Here is a 17,729-nt window from a genome sequence, read left to right as displayed (position 1 = left end):
GAGCCCGAAGGCCCTTGCGGAGAACGGGACTTACCTGGTCAGGCGGGCGGCGAGCGGATCGCCACGGAGGAACTCCACGAGCTCGTCCTGGCCCGGCGCGGTGGCGGGTCCCCGCCGGGTCACCGCGAGGGCCGCTGCCGCGTTCGCCCCACGCGCCGCCGTCTGCGGTTCGAGCCCACGCCCCAACAGGGCGAGGAACGCCCCCACATGGGCGTCCCCGGCCCCATTGCTGTCCACCGCGTCGACGGCGAAGCCGGGCACATGCGCCACGGCGTCCACGCCAGGGGCGGCAAGCCAGCACCCGTCCTTGTCGGCCCTCACAAGAACCCCGGCTCCCGGCGCGAGTCGCCCGCGCAGAGCGGCGGCGGCTTCTCGCGGGTCCGAGAGCCCCGACATCAGCGCGCCCTCGCGTGCGTTGCAGCTCAGCCAGTCGGTCCGGGCAAGGACCGGATCGAGAACGGCGGCAGGGATGTCGGCGACCAGCGGCGCCGGGTCGAAGCAGACCCGTACGTCCGGCGGCAGTGCGGCGGCGAAGGCCGACAGGAGGGGGCCGTTGATCTCCATCACGAGGCTGTACCCGGAGAGTTGCACCGTGTCGCCGGGCCGCAGCGCGTCCGCGACGGCCGCCGTCTCCGCCGCCGTCATCCGCGCGTCGACGCCGAAGCTGGTCACGAACGTACGCTCGCCACCGGCGTCCACCAGCGCGACACAGAAGCCGGTGTCCCCGTCCGTGCGCACCGGAAGCAACGTCCCGACGCCCTCGTCGGCGAGGGAGCGGCGGACGAGGTCGCCGTACGGGCCGGTCCCGTGCAGCCCCGCGTACACCGCGTCGGCCCCCAGACGTCGTGCGGCCGTCAGGGCGTTGAAGCCGCCGCCCGCGTACAACTCCGTACGGGAGCCGATCACGTCGCCGCCCCTTTCGGGCAGCGCGGGGATCTCGATGACGAGGTCGGCGATGACGTTCCCCGCCAGGACGAGGCGCGGGGCGGGGGAGGGGACGCTCATCGGACGGGCTCCTCAAGCGCGGGGGAGAGAGCGGCAGTTGTGGCCGGGCCGCGTCCGCCGAAGACGGCGTACACCGCCGCGCCCACTCCTGTCGAGACCGCCCAGCCCAGACCGTTGACGCCCGGCCAGGAGTCGGCGAGCGGTCCGGAGAACCACACGTCGTCCGCGCCCGTACCGGCGGTCGTGAACAGGAGCCCCGAGACGATCGCCGCCACCCAGGCGAGTACGGCGGGCAGCCGGAAGCCGCCGGTGTACCAGTATCGACTGGACCGCGAGGTGTCCATCAGGCCGTCCGGGTCGTAGTCGCGGCCCCGCAGCATGTCGACCGCGATCACCCCGATCCAGGCGGAGATGGGCACCGCGAGGAGGGTCAGGAAGGTGGAGAACGGTCCGTAGAAGTCGTCGGCGATCAGCATGAAGTAGATGCCGCCGAGGAACATCAGCACGATGTCGATCACCACGGCCCAGGCCCCCGGCACCCGCAGCCCCAGCGTGATCATGGTGAGGCCCGCCGAGTACGTCGACAGGTGGTTGGACATCAGCAGGCCGCCGAAGGCCGCGATCAGGTACGGGACCGCCATCCAGGACGGCAGCATCGCGTTGATCGCGGAGACCGGGTCGGAGGAGGTCGCGAGCGACGGGTCGCCCGCGGTGAGCAGCGAGCCCAGCGAGATGAGCACCACGAGCGGGATGCCCGCGCCGAACGCGGAGGCGGCGACCAGGCGGCGCCCCGGGACCGTACGAGGGAGGTAACGGGCGTAGTCCGCACCGGCGTTGGCCCAGCCGATGCCCGTGCCCGCGGCGATGAAGCCGATGCCCGCGATGACGCCACTGGTCGGTCCCGCGGGGCTCGCGAGCACCTTCGACCAGTCGACGGTCGCGACGAGGAAGCCCATCACGATCAGGTTCAGCACGCCGAAGAGGACCGTCGCCCACTTGTTGATCCACATGATCGTGGCGTGACCGAGGCCGCTGATCAGCAGCGTGCAGGCGATGAAGACCAGCAGACAGAGCACGGTCAGGAAGGAGTTCCGGTGGACGTCGAAAGCCACCCCGAGCAGGGCGAGGAGCGCGTACGCCGCCGTGGTCGTCGTGATCGTCTCCCAGCCGATCCGGCTCAGCCAGGAGACCAGGGTCGGACCCGCGTTCCCGCGCTGCCCGAACACCGCGCGGGAGAGCGTCAGCGCGGGCGCCCCACCCTTCTTGCCCGCCAGGCTCAACGCTCCCACCAGGGCGAACGATCCGAACGAGCCGACGATCGCGACCAGGGCTGCCTGCCAGATGTTCAGCCCGCGGAAGGCGACGAGCGTCGCGCCGAGCGGCAGCCCGAGGATCGAGATGTTGGCGGCGAACCAGGTCCAGAACATCTGGCTCGCGTGGCCATGACGCTCACTGTCGGGGACCGGCTCGATCCCCCGGGTCTCTACGGTGCCGACCTGATCGTTCTTCGTCGAAGCGGCCATGACGGAACCTCCTTGCGCGATACGTGGGGCGGGGACAGGGGAGTGAGCCTCAGCGGTGGGTGAGCAACTGGGCCGTCAGTGACTCCAGTTCGAGGTCGTTGACCGTGCGAAGGGTGCGTACGGCGTCGGCGGGCAGCCCGGAGAGCCCGCGCAGCGATCCGGCGACCGCACCCGCGATCGCGCCGATCGTGTCGCTGTCGCCGCCGAGATTCGCGGCGAGGAGCGCGCTGCGCCAGGGGTCGCCGCCGGTCAGTGCGAGCACCGCGAAGGCGGCGGGTACCGACTCCTGGCTGGCGACGCTGGTGCCGATGAGGGCGACGACACGGTCGAGGGCGGCGGCCTCGTCCAGGCCGTTCACCAGCGAGCGGGCCCAGGCGATACGGGCCGCGATGTCGGCGCCCGCGACCCAGTTTCCGCGCCGGGCACCGGCCTCGGCGGCGGCGATCGCGGCCTCGAAGGCCTCGTCGAGCGACCCGCCGGCGACGCCCGTGCTCACCGCCGCCGCGACGGCCGCCGCGCCCGCGATGCCGATGTTCGTGTCATGGGTGACCTGGCAGGACTCCACGACCCGGTCGAGGAAGTCGGGCAGCGGATCGGCGGCGAAGGCGATGCCGACCGGGGTGACGCGCATCGCGGCGCCATTGGTGGTGCCGTACCTGCCCGCCTCCTTGGGGTCGGTGCCGCCCGCGACGGCGTCCAGGGCGGCCTTGGTGGACGGGCCGAGCAGGTCGAAGGAGCCCTTGGACTTCATCTCCCGCTCCCAGGACAGGAGTTCGTCGGCGAACCGCAGGGGGTCGACGTGCCCGCCGCCCTCCACGAGCAGCCGCGCCACGATGACCGCCTGGTCGGTGTCGTCGGTCACGGAGCCCGCCGGCATGCCCGCGCTCACCGGGTTGTCGTCCCTCGCTGGTTCGAATCCGGTGAGGGTGCCGTAGACGCGTACGACGTCCTCGCGGGACATGACCTGGGTCGGCATGCCCAGGGCGTCGCCGAGGGCGAGTCCATAGAAGGCGCCGAGCGCGCGGTCGAGAAGGTCTGGGGGTGCTGCGGTCACGAGTGGCCTCCTCGGCCGGTGCGTACGTGCAGTTGGAACCGGGACGGGTCGAGCAGGCTGGTGACCTGCTCCACCACCTCCCCATCGGCGTCGCGGAAGACCTGGGCGAGTCGGATGAACGGCTCACCGGGCGCGCGGTGGAGCAGCCCCGCGTCCTTCTCGCCGAGGCCGGACACCGCGATGCGGGCGTCGCTCGACGCGGCGATGTGGCCCGCCGCGAGCAGCGTGCGGTTCAGGGAGCCGCCTTCGAGGCCGCGCTCGGGCAGGTCGGCGAGGGCGGGCACGGCGGGGACGCGGCTGCGCTCCAGGGAGATACCGTCGCCGTCGGGCAGTCGCCTGACGCGGTCGAGGGCGATGAAGCGGGCTTCCTCCAGACCCAGCTCGGCGGCGAGCTCCGGGTCGCTGATCCGCTCGAAGCGGAGGGTGTCCGTGGAGAGCTCGGTGCCCTGGTCGGCGAGTGCCCGGGTCCAGCCGAGCTGCTGGTCGAGTGGGGTCCCGTCGAACGTGACGATCGAGCCGATGCCCGCGTGCGTCTCGATGAGCCCCTGCTCGCCGAGTGCGCTGAGCGCCTGCCGCACGGTGGTGCGACTGACCCCGAACCGCTCCCGCAGCGCGTGCTCGCCGGGGAGGCGGCTGCCGTCTGCGTGCACCCCCGCGCGGATCTCGTCGGCGAGCACGTGCGCGACGCGATGATGTTTATGAACCTGTCCAGGCATGTCTAGAAGGTAAGCGGAGCTGATCCCTCCCGTCTACGGTCGGCCGACGTTTCGCCGGAAGATTCTTGTCCGGGAGGCGCGTCAGACCTTCTCGGACCGCCGCGCCCGGTGTGACATCCAGGCGGCGACCAGCGCGCCCGACACGTTGTGCCACACGGAGAACACCGCGGCGGGCAGCGCGGCCAGCGGGCTGAAGTGCGCGGTGGCGAGCGAGGCCGCGAGCCCCGAGTTCTGCATGCCGACCTCGAACGCCATGGCGCGCGAGGCGGGCGGGCCGAGCCGCGCCAGCTTGCCCGCGCCGTAGCCGAGGGCGAGGCCGAGGCCGTTGTGCAGGACGACGGCGACGAACACCAGCAGGGCGGCCGACTTGATGGCCGCCGCGCTGCCCGCGACCACGATGGCCACGATGACGGCGATGGTCAGGGCCGAGAGCCACGGCAGCGCGCTGAGCACACGCCCGATGTAGCGGTCGAACAGCAGGCGTACGACGAGACCGGCGATGACCGGCAGCAGCACGGTCTTGAGGATGTCCGTGACCATCGAGCCCGCGTCCACGGGCAGGTACTCGCCCGCGAGGAGCAGGGTCAGCGGCGGCGTGATGAGCGGCGCCAGCACGGTCGAGACGGTGGCGACGGAGACGGAGAGCGCCACATCGCCGCGCGCCAGATAGGTCACCACGTTCGACGCGGTACCGCTCGGCGCGCAGCCGACCAGAATCACGCCCGCCGCCAACTGCGGCGAGAGCCCCAGCGCGTGGGCGATCAGCCAGCCGAGCCCCGGCATGATCACGTAGTGCGCGACCAGGCCGAGCGCGACGGCCCAGGGCCGCTTGACGACACCCTGGAAGTCGAGCGGCGTCATCGTGAGCCCCATGCAGAACATCACGACACCCAGGAGGTACGGGACGTTCGTGCCCCAGTCCTTGAAGGCGTCCGGCGCCAGCAGGCCGAGGGCGCCGGCGGCGAGCACGAGGACGGGGAAGACCGTGACGGCGAGGCGGGCGGCCTTGTCGCCACTCTCCGTTGAGCTGGGGATCGTCTGTTCGGTTTGCACCCGGCGATGCAACGCCGCCGCGCCGCGTGGACGCAAGCCTGTCTCGATATGTGGTCGCTACAGGTATGGACCGGGACGTCAGTCGCAGTCGGCCGGGGGCAGTCGGAGTCGGCCAGAGCCGGCCGGGGTCAGCCCGATGCGCCGCAGGTGTTCACAGGGGTGACTGAATCCACCGTCTGGACGGGCAGCGTGACGTTCCGCGCACCGTCCCCGTCGTCCACCCGGACGACGACCCCGCCGCCGCCCGCGCGGACGAACTTCCCGCACAGCCCGCCCGTCGTCGTGCCGACCTGGACGAGGTGATCATCGGGCGAAGCAGTGGTGGTCCACGAGATGCCGACCGCCACGGCCACCAGCAGGACTCCGCTCAGGCAGCACAGCGAGGCGTACCGGAGGGACTGCGTGACCCGGACGACTTCCTGCTCGGTCCATTCGCGCAGGGCCTGTCCGGCCTGCTGGATCCGGTCTCCGGGGCGGCCGTGGGCGGCGCGCACCGCCAGGACGGAGCCGGCCACGAGCAGGAGGAACGCCGCGGCGATCAGAGTCGTCGCCCAGTACCGGGCGGCCTCGGGGAGTTGCGTGAGATCGTCGCGGCCCTTGAGGACGGCGAGGATCGCGAGTAGCGCGGTGAGACCCGTGAGCCCGGTACGCCAGCCCTCGGCCTGCCGCCTCAACTCGGTGAGCTGGGTGAACTCGAGCTCGCGGGCGAGTACGGCCCACCGGCGGTCGGACTGATCACTCATCAGGCGCTCACCGAGGGCTCGTCGGCGTCGCCCGGCAGCACCGCGGGCACGTGCCAGCTGGCGCCGCACCCCACGAAGGCGGCGTCCGGGGGCATATGGGGGTGGGGATGCCGACACTCGCAGAAGTGTCGCTCCCGGGTCAGGGCCGCCGCGTCGGCGGCGGGCGACGGTGCGGGCGTGCCCCGCAGCCAGTCCCGGAGCCCCTTGGTTCCGGTGCCGGGCAGGCCCCGCCGGTATTCGCTGGCCGTCCTGCCCCGGCAGCGGGGGCAGCTGCCTTCGAGTACGACGCCTTGGCCGTCGCCCGAGGCGCGCCAGGTGAAGGGGGTGGGCGCTTCGCCGACGTGCTGTTCGAGGTACTCGGACTGGAAGTCATGGGCGGCGGAGGTCGGTTCAGTCATTCTTGGTCAACCCGTCGAAGCGTAGATCGAACAGTGCGGCATACAGGCTCAGACGGTCCGCCACCCAGCTCTCGGACTCCCCGGTCGCGTGGGCGGCGCGAGCGATGTGCTCGGGCGACACCCGGCCCTTGACCGAGGGCTGCAGTCCGTTCAGGCCCTCGGTGAGGACAGCCAGGTCCTGCCAGAGGGGGATGAGTGGGGGTGGGTCCGGCAGGCGGGGCGGGTCAGGCATCAAGGGCAGGTAGGGCGTGATTCTCCGGAGCGAGTCCGGGATGCTCTCGCCGAGCCGCGCGCCGATGCTGACGATGCCGAGAGTGGTCAGCGGAGCGCCCTCGTGGGGAAGCCAGTTCTGGAAGGACAGGGCAACGAGATCCTGTTCGGTCGGGACCGAGTCCGGCAGGGCGTCAAGAGCTTGTGGTGAGAGTTCGGGGACGATGGCGCCAAGGGGGCGCAGGGTCGCGAGACGGGTGTACGCCGCGGCTGTGCCGATCCGCAGCTTCCGGGCGTAGGCGGCGAGGGCGCGAGGGACCAGGGGCTTCCAGACGGCGGTGGAGAGCACTCCACGGGCGTGGCCGGAGATTTGAGGCTGACGCGTCAGGGCTTGGGTGTCCTGCGGCGTGGGACGGAAGGGGGCCAGATCCTCGGGGAGCCGGGGGACGGTCAGTCCAAGGCCCTCGGCGTGCTGCTCGGCATGGCCCCACGCCCCACGCAGTGACTCGCGGAGGCGCTCGGCGGCATAGAAGAGACCGGCGGTGGTGATTTCGGACGCCGGGTAGTCCTCGTTGCCGTTGGTGGCCTCCTTGCCGGACAGGGCGAACCGGGCGGGCAGCGGCAGCTCCGGCCACGCGGTGATGACGTCGATGCCTGCGGGAACGGCGACCCCGGCCGTGCGGAGTTCGTCGACGGCTGCCTGGAGATCGGTGTTGCTCGGTGCCGCCTTGGCCGCGCGCGCCAGCGTGTCGAGGCTGATGACGTCCTCCAGCCGTCGGTCGAGCGTATGGAGGCTGTGCACGATGGCGCCCGTATGGCTCGACGGCACGAGACCGCCGCCATCGGCGCCGTCCGCGTAATGGCGTTCATGGATCAGGCCCAGCCGGGCAGTTGTGGCGGTGAGCCGTTCCTCGGCGTCCTCAAGGGGCGTCTGCCAGATGGTGGCCATGGCCACGGTGGCGGCCCAGCCCACCTCCTGACGCCCGTCGGGCCCGGGACGGGTGAACCTGTTGAGGGTGCGGTACAGGTCGTCATCCAGTTCCATCCATGGGGCGACTTCCCTGACGCCGGGAGGTGTCCAGCCGAGCCAGTCGAAGCGCGACAGCCTGCTCAGCAGCTCCGCCGGTGGAGTTCCGGTCTTCTCGCTGACCCTTCGTACGTCCTGCGGCACCGTGACGCGTCGCAGGAGCAGCTCGTAGGGGGTGTTGGACTTTGCGAAGAGGTGCTCGATGTCCTCTTCGGTGCATACGTAGTGCTCGTGATGTGAGGGGACGCGCGAGGCAGGGGAGCCGTGCAGTGGTGTGAGCCTCGAATAGCGCCGGGCAAGGCTCCCCAGGGGCAGGGACAGTTGATGGGAGGCCAGGACCAGGCTGGCGCGGTGGTCAGTGATGTCCCCGGCCCCCACCGCCCTTACGGTCCGGCCTTGGTACATGGGACCCGACAGCGCCTCGGCCAGCAGACCGTCGAGTCTCTCGGGGATCCATTCGAGATCCTCGGACGAGGCGGCGCGCGGGGCTTCGCGCGGATGGACGACACGCAGCCGTCGTTTCCGTCGCATGATGTCGGCCATGGTCATCCCATGTTCCACGGCATGGTGCACCACGCTCTGCCAGTCGTCGTCGACGTGGTCGGCGACATCGGCGTCTCCCGGTTCCGGTACGGGATGGCCCACCAGGTCGGCGGGGGAGGCGAGAGGGAACTCGCCGGGCGGGAGCTTCAGAGCGACGGCCCGCCAAGGATTGGTGCGCTCGACACTGGATGTGGCCCCCATGCTGTGCTCGAAGGGGACCGGGCTCGGAGACGAGACGAGCGCTTCGTCCCGGTGGAACCACCCTTGGGTGTCGAGGCAGTGGCGCTCGCCCTGCCTGCCCCGCGCCGCGGTGACGCCCTTGCCGCGCCACTCGTCCCAGAGCACCCGGGCGACGGCGCAGTTACGGCGCTCCAGCTCCCACAGCCACTCCATGGCGAGACCGGACCACGAGGCCAGCGACTTGGCCCCCTTGCGCCAGTTCTCCTGTGCCCACTCCAGGTCGTACTCCTGCAGCTCCTTGCGGCTGACACTGAGCTGTCCGGCGTGCGGCCCGGTCAGGTTCAGTACATAGCCGAAAGGCGCCTCGTCCGTGATGATGCCGTCGCACAGCACGGAACCCGGACCGTCCACCCACCACAGCACGCCCGGTATCGATTCCAGCCGTTCCACGACCTTGCTCCCCGGAGCGGACTGAAGCACCCCGGGCTCCCAGTCGTGCGCGTACCCCGTGGCGTCCCGTACCTCCAGGCTGAACTCGCTGACCCTGACCTGCTCGCGCAGGACGTTGACGCATGAGGACGCGCCGTCCGTCATGACTCCGTCCCGCAGATACAGGCGGACCCGCGTACCGCCTTCGGGCAGCCCGTCGTCCTTGCCGTCGTGCCGTTGCAGACGGAACAGGCTGCCACTGCTCGGGATGTCGACCCGGAAGGCGCGCTCCGCGGGGATGCCGTCGGGGCTCACCTGCCGCGTCACGATGGTCATCTCGTCGGCGAGCATGAAGTAGCTGAACACCCCGATGCCGAAACGGCTGTTGGGGTAGAGCCGCAATGACGGATCGTGCCGCAGCCAGCGGGACTGCTCCCGGCGGAAGGCCTTGGACTGCTCGAATCGGCTGCCCGCGCGCGTGAAGGTGTACTTGAGCTGTTCCTCGCTCATGCCCACGCCGTTGTCGCGGCACTCGATGTACCGCCCGCGGGAGTCCTCGCCCTGCTCGATGGCTATCTGTCCCGACCAGCCGACGGGCCTCGCACCGCTGCTGTTCAGGTACGCCCACCGCATCGCGCGGTACCGGCAGGCGTCCATGGCGTTCTGATAGAGCTCACGGAGCGCCAACTGCGGTTCGCCGCCGTACAGTTGCTCGCCCATCAGCAGCTCTCGCACTTCGGTCTGCGCCAGATGGAAGCGGAGCAGGGGGATTTCGTAGGAATCCTGTCCACCCACCTTCCGGGGGCGGAGATCCCGGTTGGTCACCCGGATGGGTGCCGCGCCGAGCAGGCCGGCCTCCTTGACCGGCAGGCCGGTGGCCGAAGCCGCGACCTGCTGGGCGAGTTGATCAGCCTGTTCGGCGATCTCCGTGAGTGCCGCGTGCACCGCCTGATGGGGGCAGGGCGCGTCGAGGTGGAGCGTGTTGCCTTCCCTTTCCCAGCTCATCCGATGGGCGATGCCTATGACGTCCTGCGGCAGGACGGGGTCCGTGACGGCGAGATGTTCGGCCACCACCTCCGGGAAGACGCGGACGTCCACGGCGAGCGCGGCCGCGAGGCGGAGCAGGGACGCCAGCGGGCGGATGCGCAGCGTCTGGTATCCGCTCGGCAGGAGGACCTTGCCCGGCGTGCGGGTCTTCAGCTCGTCGGGGGATTCCGTCAGACCGATGCTCGCGGCCGCCGCGCGAAGCAGCCCGGACAGTTCGTCGACCCGGTCCTGCTCCGTGCCCCGGCCGTCCAGGAGCGTGCCGGCGAGCGCGTCGGCGTGAGGGGCGGGCACCGCTTCGTCGTCGGTGTCGAATCGGTCGGCGATCCAGCGGTGCACCAGCCACATGGTGACGGCCACCGCGTCCTCCGTGCGCCCGCGTGAGCGGCACTCGGCGAGCTTTTTCGCCACGCGGGCGTTCTGGTCGCCGATCTGTTCGTAGTGCCTGCGATGCGCGTCCGCCCCCGAACGCCGCTCCAGCGCGTATGGATCCACCTCGGCCGCCTGGCTCAGCCGGTCGGCCCAGGCCGCCTCGCGGAGGAACGGTGCCGCGGCCAGTGCCGCCGCCTCCACGGCCGAGAGGCACTCCACCTCGGGCAGCAGACGGGGCAGCCAGTCGCGCAAGAGGCGTACGGGAAAGGCGTCGTCGGCCCAGGGGTCGGGGTACGGCAGTCTCTCCTGGGCGAGATGAAGGGTGCGGGCGCACTGTTCCACGAAGATACCGAGGCATTCCTGGAAGCGGGGGATGTCGTCCCTGTCCCGCGCCTCGACGCGCTGCCACAGGGGTGTGTCCCGGACGGCGTCCCGCCAGGCGTCGAGCAGGGGGCGCCCCTCGCAGATCTCCGCTTCCCTGGTCGCTGTCTCCGCGTTCGTTCCGTAGCGGATGCGTGCGGTCTGCGTCTGGCCGTGCCGCCGTGCGGCCTGCTGTGTCTTGGCGCGTGCCATCGCGAAGACGTCCTTGACGGACCGGGCCGACGTCAGTGGACCGAGTGCGTCGGCGAGGCCGCGGGTGAAGAAGCTTCCCTCGCCGGTGTATCCGCTGCGTTCCCCTGCCGAGCAGCCCGTCAGCACGGCGAAGCCGCCGTTTGGGGGGCCGTTGTCGATGACGTTGCCGAAGGCGACACCCTCTCCCTGTAGGTCCGTGCGACAGGCGTCGATCACCCAGAGAACCGTGCCCGCCGTGCAGGCCTTGAGGGATGAGCTGATGCTCGCGGGCAACAGTGAGTCCACATACGGCTCCTGCCAGACCCCGTCGCTAGGCAGGCAGGCGTCAAAAGGGACGAGATAGTCGGTCCCGTCGACGCGTACGCCGTGTCCGCTGAAGTAGAGCAGGAGGGTGCCGTCGGCAGGGACACCGCGGGCGACCTCGAATATCTTGGTTCTGATGTGGCTGAGGCCCGCGTTGTGCAGAGTTTCCACCTCGTAACCGGCGGCATCGAGGGCCGTGTTCATGAGCCGGAGATCGGCGTCGACCACTTCGTCGAGGGAATCGAAGAAATCGAGCGCCGACGGCGCGTGCCCAATCCCGATCAGCAGCGCTTTGCGCACGTGTCCCATCGTTCCTCCCGCAGGCCGAAGGAACATGATGGCACCACAAGAGCCACCCCACGCGCGGAGTTGACGTGTGGCACAGCCTTGTCAGTACCGCGTAATCGCCGTACCCCCCGAGTCCGTCCCGATCGCCATGTGCGGCCGCCGCCCCTGCTCGGCCCACCGCAGGATCCGCGCCATCGCGTCCTGGGGCACCGACACGCAACCCGCCGTCGCACCGCTCCCGTTGACGTGCAGGAAGATTCCGGCGCCGCGCCCCCGCACCGGGCGGTCGTAGTTGAAGCCGATCACCAGGGCGTGCGCGTACTGGGGGTCGTACGTGATGAGGTGCTCGGACTCGGCGGCTCGGCAGTCGGCGGGGCGGGGCTGGGTCCAGCGGTTGTAGGAGCGGGAGTCGTTGTCCTGGCACCACCAGGAGGTCTTCGCCACGCGGCGGTAGGCGTAGTCAGCGCCGGACGGCTTCGGTCGGATGCCGAAGGCGTACGGCAGCCGGAAGAGGCCGGTGGGTGTCGTGTTCGTCCCCTGCTTGCGGGTGGCGCCCTCGGCCAGGCCCTTCGCGCCGAACCGCGCCGCCGCCGAGCCGGATTCCACCCACCGCCCGCCGCGCCGGTCCCACCACGTGACGGTGCCCGTGGTGGAACTGGTGCGCGCGGCCTGCGCGGTGATGAGCTGGCTGCCGCCGCCCGTGTCGGCCATGCGGTCCGGCAGCGGAGGGTTCGCGCCGGGCGCGGCACCTAGGGTGCCGGCGGTGGCGAGGGCGAGCAGGGCTGCGGACGCGAGGGCGGCGGCACGGGGGCGCATGGCTCAGACCGTACTGGGAGGCAGGGGCAGCGGCAGCCCGGGCAGGCCGTCGATGCTCTGTGCGATCCACTCCTTCTTGGCGAAGTAGGCGCTCAGTGACTCGTCGTCCTCGCGCGCGAAGCGCTTGCTGTGCAGGTCGCGGTCCTCGTCGTACGACATGAAGGGCACCGCGTATCCGCAGGTGTCGCGGACGAGTTCGGCCGACACGACGATGATCGCGCGTAGGCCGTGCGGGGTCGGGTCGATGTCAGGGAAGTGCCCGAGCAGCTCCGCCCAGCGCGGGTCGTCGCGGAAGACGGGTTCGCCGCGGCCGTGCACCCGGACGATGTTCGGGGGACCCTGGAAGGCGCACCACATCAGGGTGATGCGGCCGTTCTCGCGCAGGTGCGCGACTGTCTCCGCGTTGCTGCCCGCGAAGTCCAGATAGGCGACGGTGAGGTCGTCGATGACGGCGAAGGAACCCGAGAGGCCCTTGGGGGAGAGGTTGACCGTGCCGTCGCCCGCGAGGGGCGCGGTCGCGGTGAAGAACATGGGCTGAGCTTCGATGAAGGTGCGGAGTCTGCCGTCTATGCGTTCGTAAGTCTTTCCCATGTCTAAGGATTATTCGTCAGAGATCCTTCGTCTGTCTAATTACTTCACGTAACGACTCGCGGTCGGGTTGAATTGACGAAACATACGGGACACTGCATACTCATGCATGACGGCGAATGCAGGGTAAGGAGTACGTGAAGTGAGCAGCAACAACGGCGGTGACGTCCGGCTCTGGGGCGGCAGGTTCGCGGACGGCCCCGCGGAGGCTCTGGCCAAGCTGTCGGCATCCGTCCACTTCGACTGGTGCCTCGCGCCGTACGACATCGCCGGTTCCCGCGCCCACGCGCGCGTGCTCCACAAGGCGGGGCTGCTCACCGAGGACGAGCTGACCCGCATGCTGGGCGGTCTCGACCAGCTCGAAGCCGACGTGGCCGACGGCTCCTTCGTGGGCACCATCGCCGACGAGGACGTCCACACCGCCCTGGAGCGTGGCCTCCTTGAGCGCCTCGGCGCGGACCTCGGCGGGAAGCTCCGCGCGGGCCGCTCCCGCAACGACCAGGTGGCGACGCTCTTCCGGATGTACCTGCGGGACCACGCCCGGATCATCGGCGGCCTGATCGCCGACCTCCAGGGCGCGCTCGTCGGCCTCGCCGAGGCGCACCCGGACGTCGCCATGCCGGGGCGCACGCACCTCCAGCACGCCCAGCCCGTGCTCTTCGCGCACCACGTCCTCGCGCACGTCCAGTCCCTCTCCCGGGACGCGGAGCGCCTGCGGCAGTGGGACGAGCGGACGGCCGTCTCGCCGTACGGCTCGGGCGCGCTCGCGGGTTCCTCTCTCGGCCTGGACCCGGAGGCCGTCGCCGCGGACCTCGGCTTCGAGCACGGCTCTTCGGCCAACTCCATCGACGGGACGGCGTCCCGCGACTTCGCGGCGGAGTTCGCCTTCATCACCGCGATGATCGGCGTGAACCTCTCCCGGATCGCCGAGGAGATCATCCTGTGGAACACGAAGGAGTTCTCCTTCGTCACCCTCCACGACGCGTTCTCCACCGGCTCGTCGATCATGCCGCAGAAGAAGAACCCGGACATCGCCGAGCTGGCGCGCGGCAAGTCGGGTCGCCTCATCGGCAATCTGACGGGTCTCATGGCGACGCTCAAGGCCCTTCCGCTCGCGTACAACCGCGACCTCCAGGAGGACAAGGAGCCGGTCTTCGACTCCTGCGACCAGCTGGAGACCCTGCTCCCCGCGTTCACCGGCATGATGGCGACGCTCACCGTGCACCGCGAGCGCATGGAGGAGCTGGCCCCGGCCGGGTTCTCCCTCGCCACGGACATCGCCGAGTGGCTGGTCAGGCAGGGCGTGCCGTTCCGTGTCGCGCACGAGGTCGCGGGCGAATGCGTCAAGGAGTGCGAGGCGCACGGCATCGAGCTCGACCAGCTCACGGACGAGCAGTTCGCGAAGATCTCCCAGCACCTCACCCCCGAGGTCCGCACCGTCCTGAACGTCCCCGGCGCCCTGGCCTCGCGCAACGGCCGCGGCGGCACCGCCCCCTCGGCCGTCGCCGCCCAGCTCGCCGAGGTCAAGGCCGATCTGACGGTCCAGCAGGAGTGGGCCGCGGCGCGTAAGTGACGCCGCAGCGTCGCGTGCCGCGTTGACGTGGGCATCGCGGGTTACGTTGGTCGCCTTCCGCAAGGAGCCGACCGAACGGAGCCCGCGATGCCTTTCGCACGTCTGGCCGCAGCGACCACCCCCACCGCCCACATCGGCTTCGGCCTGGCCGCCGTCGGCAGGCCCGGCTACATCACGCTCGGCCGTGACGCCGACCTGCCGCCCTCACGCAGCGTGGAGGCCCTGCGTGAGCGCACCCACGAACTCCTCGACGCCGCCTACGCCTTGGGTGTCAGGTACTTCGACGTGGCGCGCTCCTACGGTCGCTCCGAGGAGTTCCTCGCCGACTGGCTGCACGCGAGGCCCGACATCCGTGACGTCGTCATCGGCAGCAAGTGGGGCTATACGTACACGGCCGCCTGGAACGCCGACGCCGCGGGCCCGCACGAGGTGAAGGACCACAGCGTCGCCGCGTACGTCCGCCAGCGCGAGGAGAGCGCCGAACTGCTCGGCGAACGGCTCGATCTCTACCAGATCCACTCCGTCACCCCGCAGAGCCCCGCTCTCACCGACAAGGAACTGCACGCCGAACTGGCCGGGTTGGCCGCGGAGGGCGTGACCATCGGGCTCTCCGTGAGCGGCCCGGAGCAGGCGGCCGCGATCCGTGCCGCCCTCGCGGTGACCGTCGACGGCGAGCCCCTCTTCCGTACCGTGCAGGCCACGTACAACGCCCTGGAGACATCGGCGGGGCCCGCCCTCGCCGAGGCGCACGACGCGGGGCTCACCGTCCTGGTCAAGGAGGCCATGGCCAACGGCCGCCTCGCCGACCCGCACGCCCCCGCGGCCCTGCGGGAGATCGCCGCGGCGACCGGATTCGGCAGCGACGCGGTGGCCCTCGCCCTGGTGCTCCGGCAGCCGTGGGCGGGCGTGGCCCTCTCGGGCGCCGCCACCTCGGTCCAGCTCGTATCGAACTTGCACGCGGCAGCCGTCGACCTCGACGCGGAGCAGCTGGAGCGCCTCGCGGGGCTCGCCGAGGAGCCGGCCGCGTACTGGGAGCGGCGCGGGCAGCTGCCCTGGCACTGAGAAGGCCGCGAGAGACCCGTCTGAAGTCATGGGTGTGAGTGGCGCGCGTATCTCATGAGACAAAATTGTCTCATGAGGTCTATGATTGTCTCATGTCAGTCGATCGTGAACAGGTGCTGCGCAGCGCCGCCGCCCTCCTCACCCGCAAAGGCTCCGCCACGATGGACGAGGTGGCCCGGGCGGCGGGGATCAGCCGGGCCACGCTGCACCGTCACTTCGCCGGGCGCGACGCCCTCGTACGCGCCCTGGAAGAGCTCGGCATCCAGGAGTGCGAGGCCGCGCTGGCGGCGGCCAGGCTCGACGAGGACAGCGCGCGGGACGCGCTGCGCCGTCTGGTGAAGGAGTTCGAGCCGGCCGCGGGGCTGCTCGCGTTCCTCGTCACCGAGAACCAGCTCTTCGAGGACGACGCGCAGCACGCGGGCTGGGCCAGGCTCGACGACACCATCGGCGCCCTCTTCCGGCGCGGCCAGGAGAGCGGCGAGTTCCGCATCGACCTGACGCCCGTCTGGCTCACAGAGGCGCTGTACGGACTCATCGGCGCGGGCGCCTGGGCCGTACTGGACGGCCGGGTGGCCGCCAAGGACTTCACACACATGATCGCCGAGCTGCTGATCGGCGGCGCACAACGGAGAGTGGAACCATGACCAGCATCGAACAGCGGACCGCGTCGACGGAGGTCGAGCGCAGCCCCGGCCGCTGGCTCGCACTCGCCGTGCTGGTGCTCGCCGTGCTCCTCGTCGCCGTCGACGCGACCGTGCTCGGACTCGCGACGCCGTACATCAGCGAGGACCTGAAACCGACCGGCACGCAGCTGCTGTGGATCGGTGACGTCTACTCGTTCGTCATCGCCGGTCTGCTCGTCTCCATGGGCAGCCTCGGCGACCGCATCGGCCGCAAGAAACTCCTGCTGATAGGCGCCGTCGCCTTCGGCGGGGTCTCGGTGCTCAACGCCTACGCGACCACGCCCGAACTCCTCATGCTGGCCCGGGCGCTGCTCGGTGTCGCGGGTGCGACGCTGATGCCGTCCACCCTCGCGCTGATCCGGAACATCTTCCACGACCCGCGCGAGCGCAGCCTCGCGGTCGGCATCTGGGGTGCGATGGCCTCGGCCGGCGCCGCGGTCGGTCCGGTCGTCGGTGGGTTCCTGCTCGAACACTTCTGGTGGGGCTCGGTCTTCCTGATCAACCTGCCGGTGATGGCCGTGCTGGTCCTGGTCGGGATCAAGCTCCTGCCGGAGTCGAAGAATCCGGCGCCGGGTCCCTGGGACCTGATCAGTGTCGTGCTCTCGCTCATCGGCATGATCGCGATCGTGTACGCCATCAAGGAGGCGGCGGCGCACGGCATCCGCTGGGACATCGGCTTGGCCGCCGTGCTCGGCGTTGCGGCGCTCACCTGGTTCGTGCGGCGCCAGCTCACACTGGTGGCACCGCTCCTGGACATGCGGTTGTTCCGCAACCGGGGGTTCTCCGGTGCGGTGCTCGCCGACCTGCTGACCGTCCTCGGCCTTTCGGGCCTGGTCTTCTTCCTCTCCCAGTTCCTGCAACTGGTCCAGGGGAGGCGGCCGTTCGAGGCGGGCCTCGCGGAACTGCCCGCCGCGGTGGGCGCGGTGGCGGCCGGTCTGATCGCTGGCGTGGTCGCGCGGCGGTTCTCCGTGCGCGCGGTGGTCGCGGGCGGACTCGCGGCGGTGGGTGTCGCCCTGGCGGCGCTCACCACGCTGAGCCAGAGCACCGGCTATCCGCTGCTCGGCGCCTCGCTCCTGGTCGTCGGCATCGGCGCGGGCTTCTCGTTCACGGTGACCGCCGACGTCATCCTCTCCAGCGTGCCCAAGGAACAGGCGGGCGCGGCGTCCGCGGTCTCCGAGACGGCGTACGAACTGGGCGCGGCACTCGGCATCGCCCTGCTCGGCTCCATCGTGACGGGCGTCTACCGGGACTTCACGGCCCCCGCGGGCACCCCGCCCGAGGTGGCGTCGGCCGCGCACGAATCGCTGGGCGGCGCGGTGGAATCGTCGGGGGTGCTCCCGGCCCACCAGTCCGAGGCTCTGCTGACCTCGGCGCAGGACGCCTTCGTCGACGGCCTGAGGCTGGCCGCGGGGGCGGGGGCGGCGGTGCTGCTTGTCACCGCCGTGGCGGCGTGGTTTCTCCTGAAGGGCTCAAAGCTGGAGGACGGCGCCCCGTAAGGGGCGTGGTGCTCGCGGTGCTTTGCTGCGGGTGCGTCGTGGCTTGTCGCGCAGTTCGCCGCGCCCCTTCAGGGCGCGCCCCGGCAGCGCTGACAACGAAGGAGGGCCGT

14 protein-coding genes are annotated in these 17,729 nt (G+C 70.7%); 4 read left to right on the top strand and 10 right to left on the bottom strand.

Annotated elements, in window-relative coordinates; genetic code table 11:
- Window positions 1-30: 30 nt before the first annotated feature.
- The 10 genes from ACGFX9_RS07635 to ACGFX9_RS07590 form a co-directional block, all read right to left on the bottom strand.
- Window positions 31-1,005: a PfkB family carbohydrate kinase gene (locus tag ACGFX9_RS07635; protein ID WP_393466348.1), complete on the bottom strand. Its 975-nt coding sequence runs from the start codon at window positions 1,003-1,005 to the stop codon at window positions 31-33.
- Window positions 1,002-2,468, bottom strand: coding sequence for a purine-cytosine permease family protein (locus tag ACGFX9_RS07630; protein ID WP_393466345.1), 1,467 nt, complete (start codon window positions 2,466-2,468; stop codon window positions 1,002-1,004). The genes ACGFX9_RS07635 and ACGFX9_RS07630 overlap by 4 nt, the downstream gene beginning before the upstream one ends.
- A gap of 49 nt (window positions 2,469-2,517) precedes the next feature.
- Entirely contained in the window at window positions 2,518-3,522 is a 1,005-nt protein-coding gene (locus ACGFX9_RS07625; protein ID WP_393466342.1) for an ADP-ribosylglycohydrolase family protein, read from the bottom strand.
- On the bottom strand, window positions 3,519-4,238 hold the full coding sequence (locus ACGFX9_RS07620; RefSeq protein ID WP_393466339.1) for a GntR family transcriptional regulator: 720 nt from the start codon (window positions 4,236-4,238) through the stop codon (window positions 3,519-3,521). The genes ACGFX9_RS07625 and ACGFX9_RS07620 overlap by 4 nt, the downstream gene beginning before the upstream one ends.
- Before the next feature lie 81 nt (window positions 4,239-4,319).
- Window positions 4,320-5,291 carry a bile acid:sodium symporter family protein gene (locus tag ACGFX9_RS07615; RefSeq protein WP_393466337.1) on the bottom strand — a complete coding sequence of 324 codons (972 nt, stop codon included), beginning with the start codon at window positions 5,289-5,291 and terminating at the stop codon, window positions 4,320-4,322.
- A 128-nt stretch (window positions 5,292-5,419) separates the two neighbouring features.
- The gene (locus ACGFX9_RS07610) at window positions 5,420-6,034 is read right to left on the bottom strand and encodes a hypothetical protein (protein ID WP_393466334.1); all 615 of its coding nucleotides are present in this window, start codon (window positions 6,032-6,034) and stop codon (window positions 5,420-5,422) included.
- Window positions 6,034-6,432 carry a hypothetical protein gene (locus ACGFX9_RS07605; protein WP_393466332.1) on the bottom strand — a complete coding sequence of 133 codons (399 nt, stop codon included), beginning with the start codon at window positions 6,430-6,432 and terminating at the stop codon, window positions 6,034-6,036. Before ACGFX9_RS07605 ends, ACGFX9_RS07610 begins: the two co-directional genes overlap by 1 nt.
- Window positions 6,425-11,422 carry a caspase family protein gene (locus tag ACGFX9_RS07600; RefSeq protein WP_393466329.1) on the bottom strand — a complete coding sequence of 1,666 codons (4,998 nt, stop codon included), beginning with the start codon at window positions 11,420-11,422 and terminating at the stop codon, window positions 6,425-6,427. Before ACGFX9_RS07600 ends, ACGFX9_RS07605 begins: the two co-directional genes overlap by 8 nt.
- 81 nt (window positions 11,423-11,503) lie before the next feature.
- Window positions 11,504-12,217: a L,D-transpeptidase gene (locus ACGFX9_RS07595; RefSeq protein WP_393466327.1), complete on the bottom strand. Its 714-nt coding sequence runs from the start codon at window positions 12,215-12,217 to the stop codon at window positions 11,504-11,506.
- A gap of 3 nt (window positions 12,218-12,220) precedes the next feature.
- Window positions 12,221-12,808 (bottom strand): pyridoxamine 5'-phosphate oxidase family protein, encoded by a 588-nt coding sequence (locus ACGFX9_RS07590; RefSeq protein ID WP_393466324.1) that lies wholly within the window; start codon window positions 12,806-12,808, stop codon window positions 12,221-12,223.
- 139 nt (window positions 12,809-12,947) lie between these two features.
- Here ACGFX9_RS07590 and argH point away from each other — a divergent pair, with 139 nt between their 5' ends.
- The 4 genes from argH to ACGFX9_RS07570 all read left to right on the top strand — a co-directional run bounded on the left by argH (window position 12,948) and on the right by ACGFX9_RS07570 (window position 17,619).
- Window positions 12,948-14,378 carry an argininosuccinate lyase gene (argH, locus tag ACGFX9_RS07585; RefSeq protein ID WP_393466321.1) on the top strand — a complete coding sequence of 477 codons (1,431 nt, stop codon included), beginning with the start codon at window positions 12,948-12,950 and terminating at the stop codon, window positions 14,376-14,378.
- Between the two features lie 87 nt (window positions 14,379-14,465).
- A complete protein-coding gene (locus tag ACGFX9_RS07580) occupies window positions 14,466-15,440 on the top strand; it encodes an aldo/keto reductase (protein ID WP_393466318.1) in 975 nt (324 codons plus the stop codon).
- A 92-nt stretch (window positions 15,441-15,532) separates the two neighbouring features.
- Window positions 15,533-16,084, top strand: coding sequence for a TetR/AcrR family transcriptional regulator (locus tag ACGFX9_RS07575; RefSeq protein WP_393466315.1), 552 nt, complete (start codon window positions 15,533-15,535; stop codon window positions 16,082-16,084).
- Window positions 16,081-17,619 (top strand): MFS transporter, encoded by a 1,539-nt coding sequence (locus tag ACGFX9_RS07570; RefSeq protein ID WP_393466312.1) that lies wholly within the window; start codon window positions 16,081-16,083, stop codon window positions 17,617-17,619. The genes ACGFX9_RS07575 and ACGFX9_RS07570 overlap by 4 nt, the downstream gene beginning before the upstream one ends.
- The last annotated feature ends 110 nt before the right edge of the window (window positions 17,620-17,729 follow it).

Source organism: Streptomyces sp. NPDC048436 (genome assembly GCF_043200355.1).
Taxonomy (GTDB): domain Bacteria; phylum Actinomycetota; class Actinomycetes; order Streptomycetales; family Streptomycetaceae; genus Streptomyces.
This window is presented reverse-complemented; position numbering and strand designations above follow the sequence as displayed.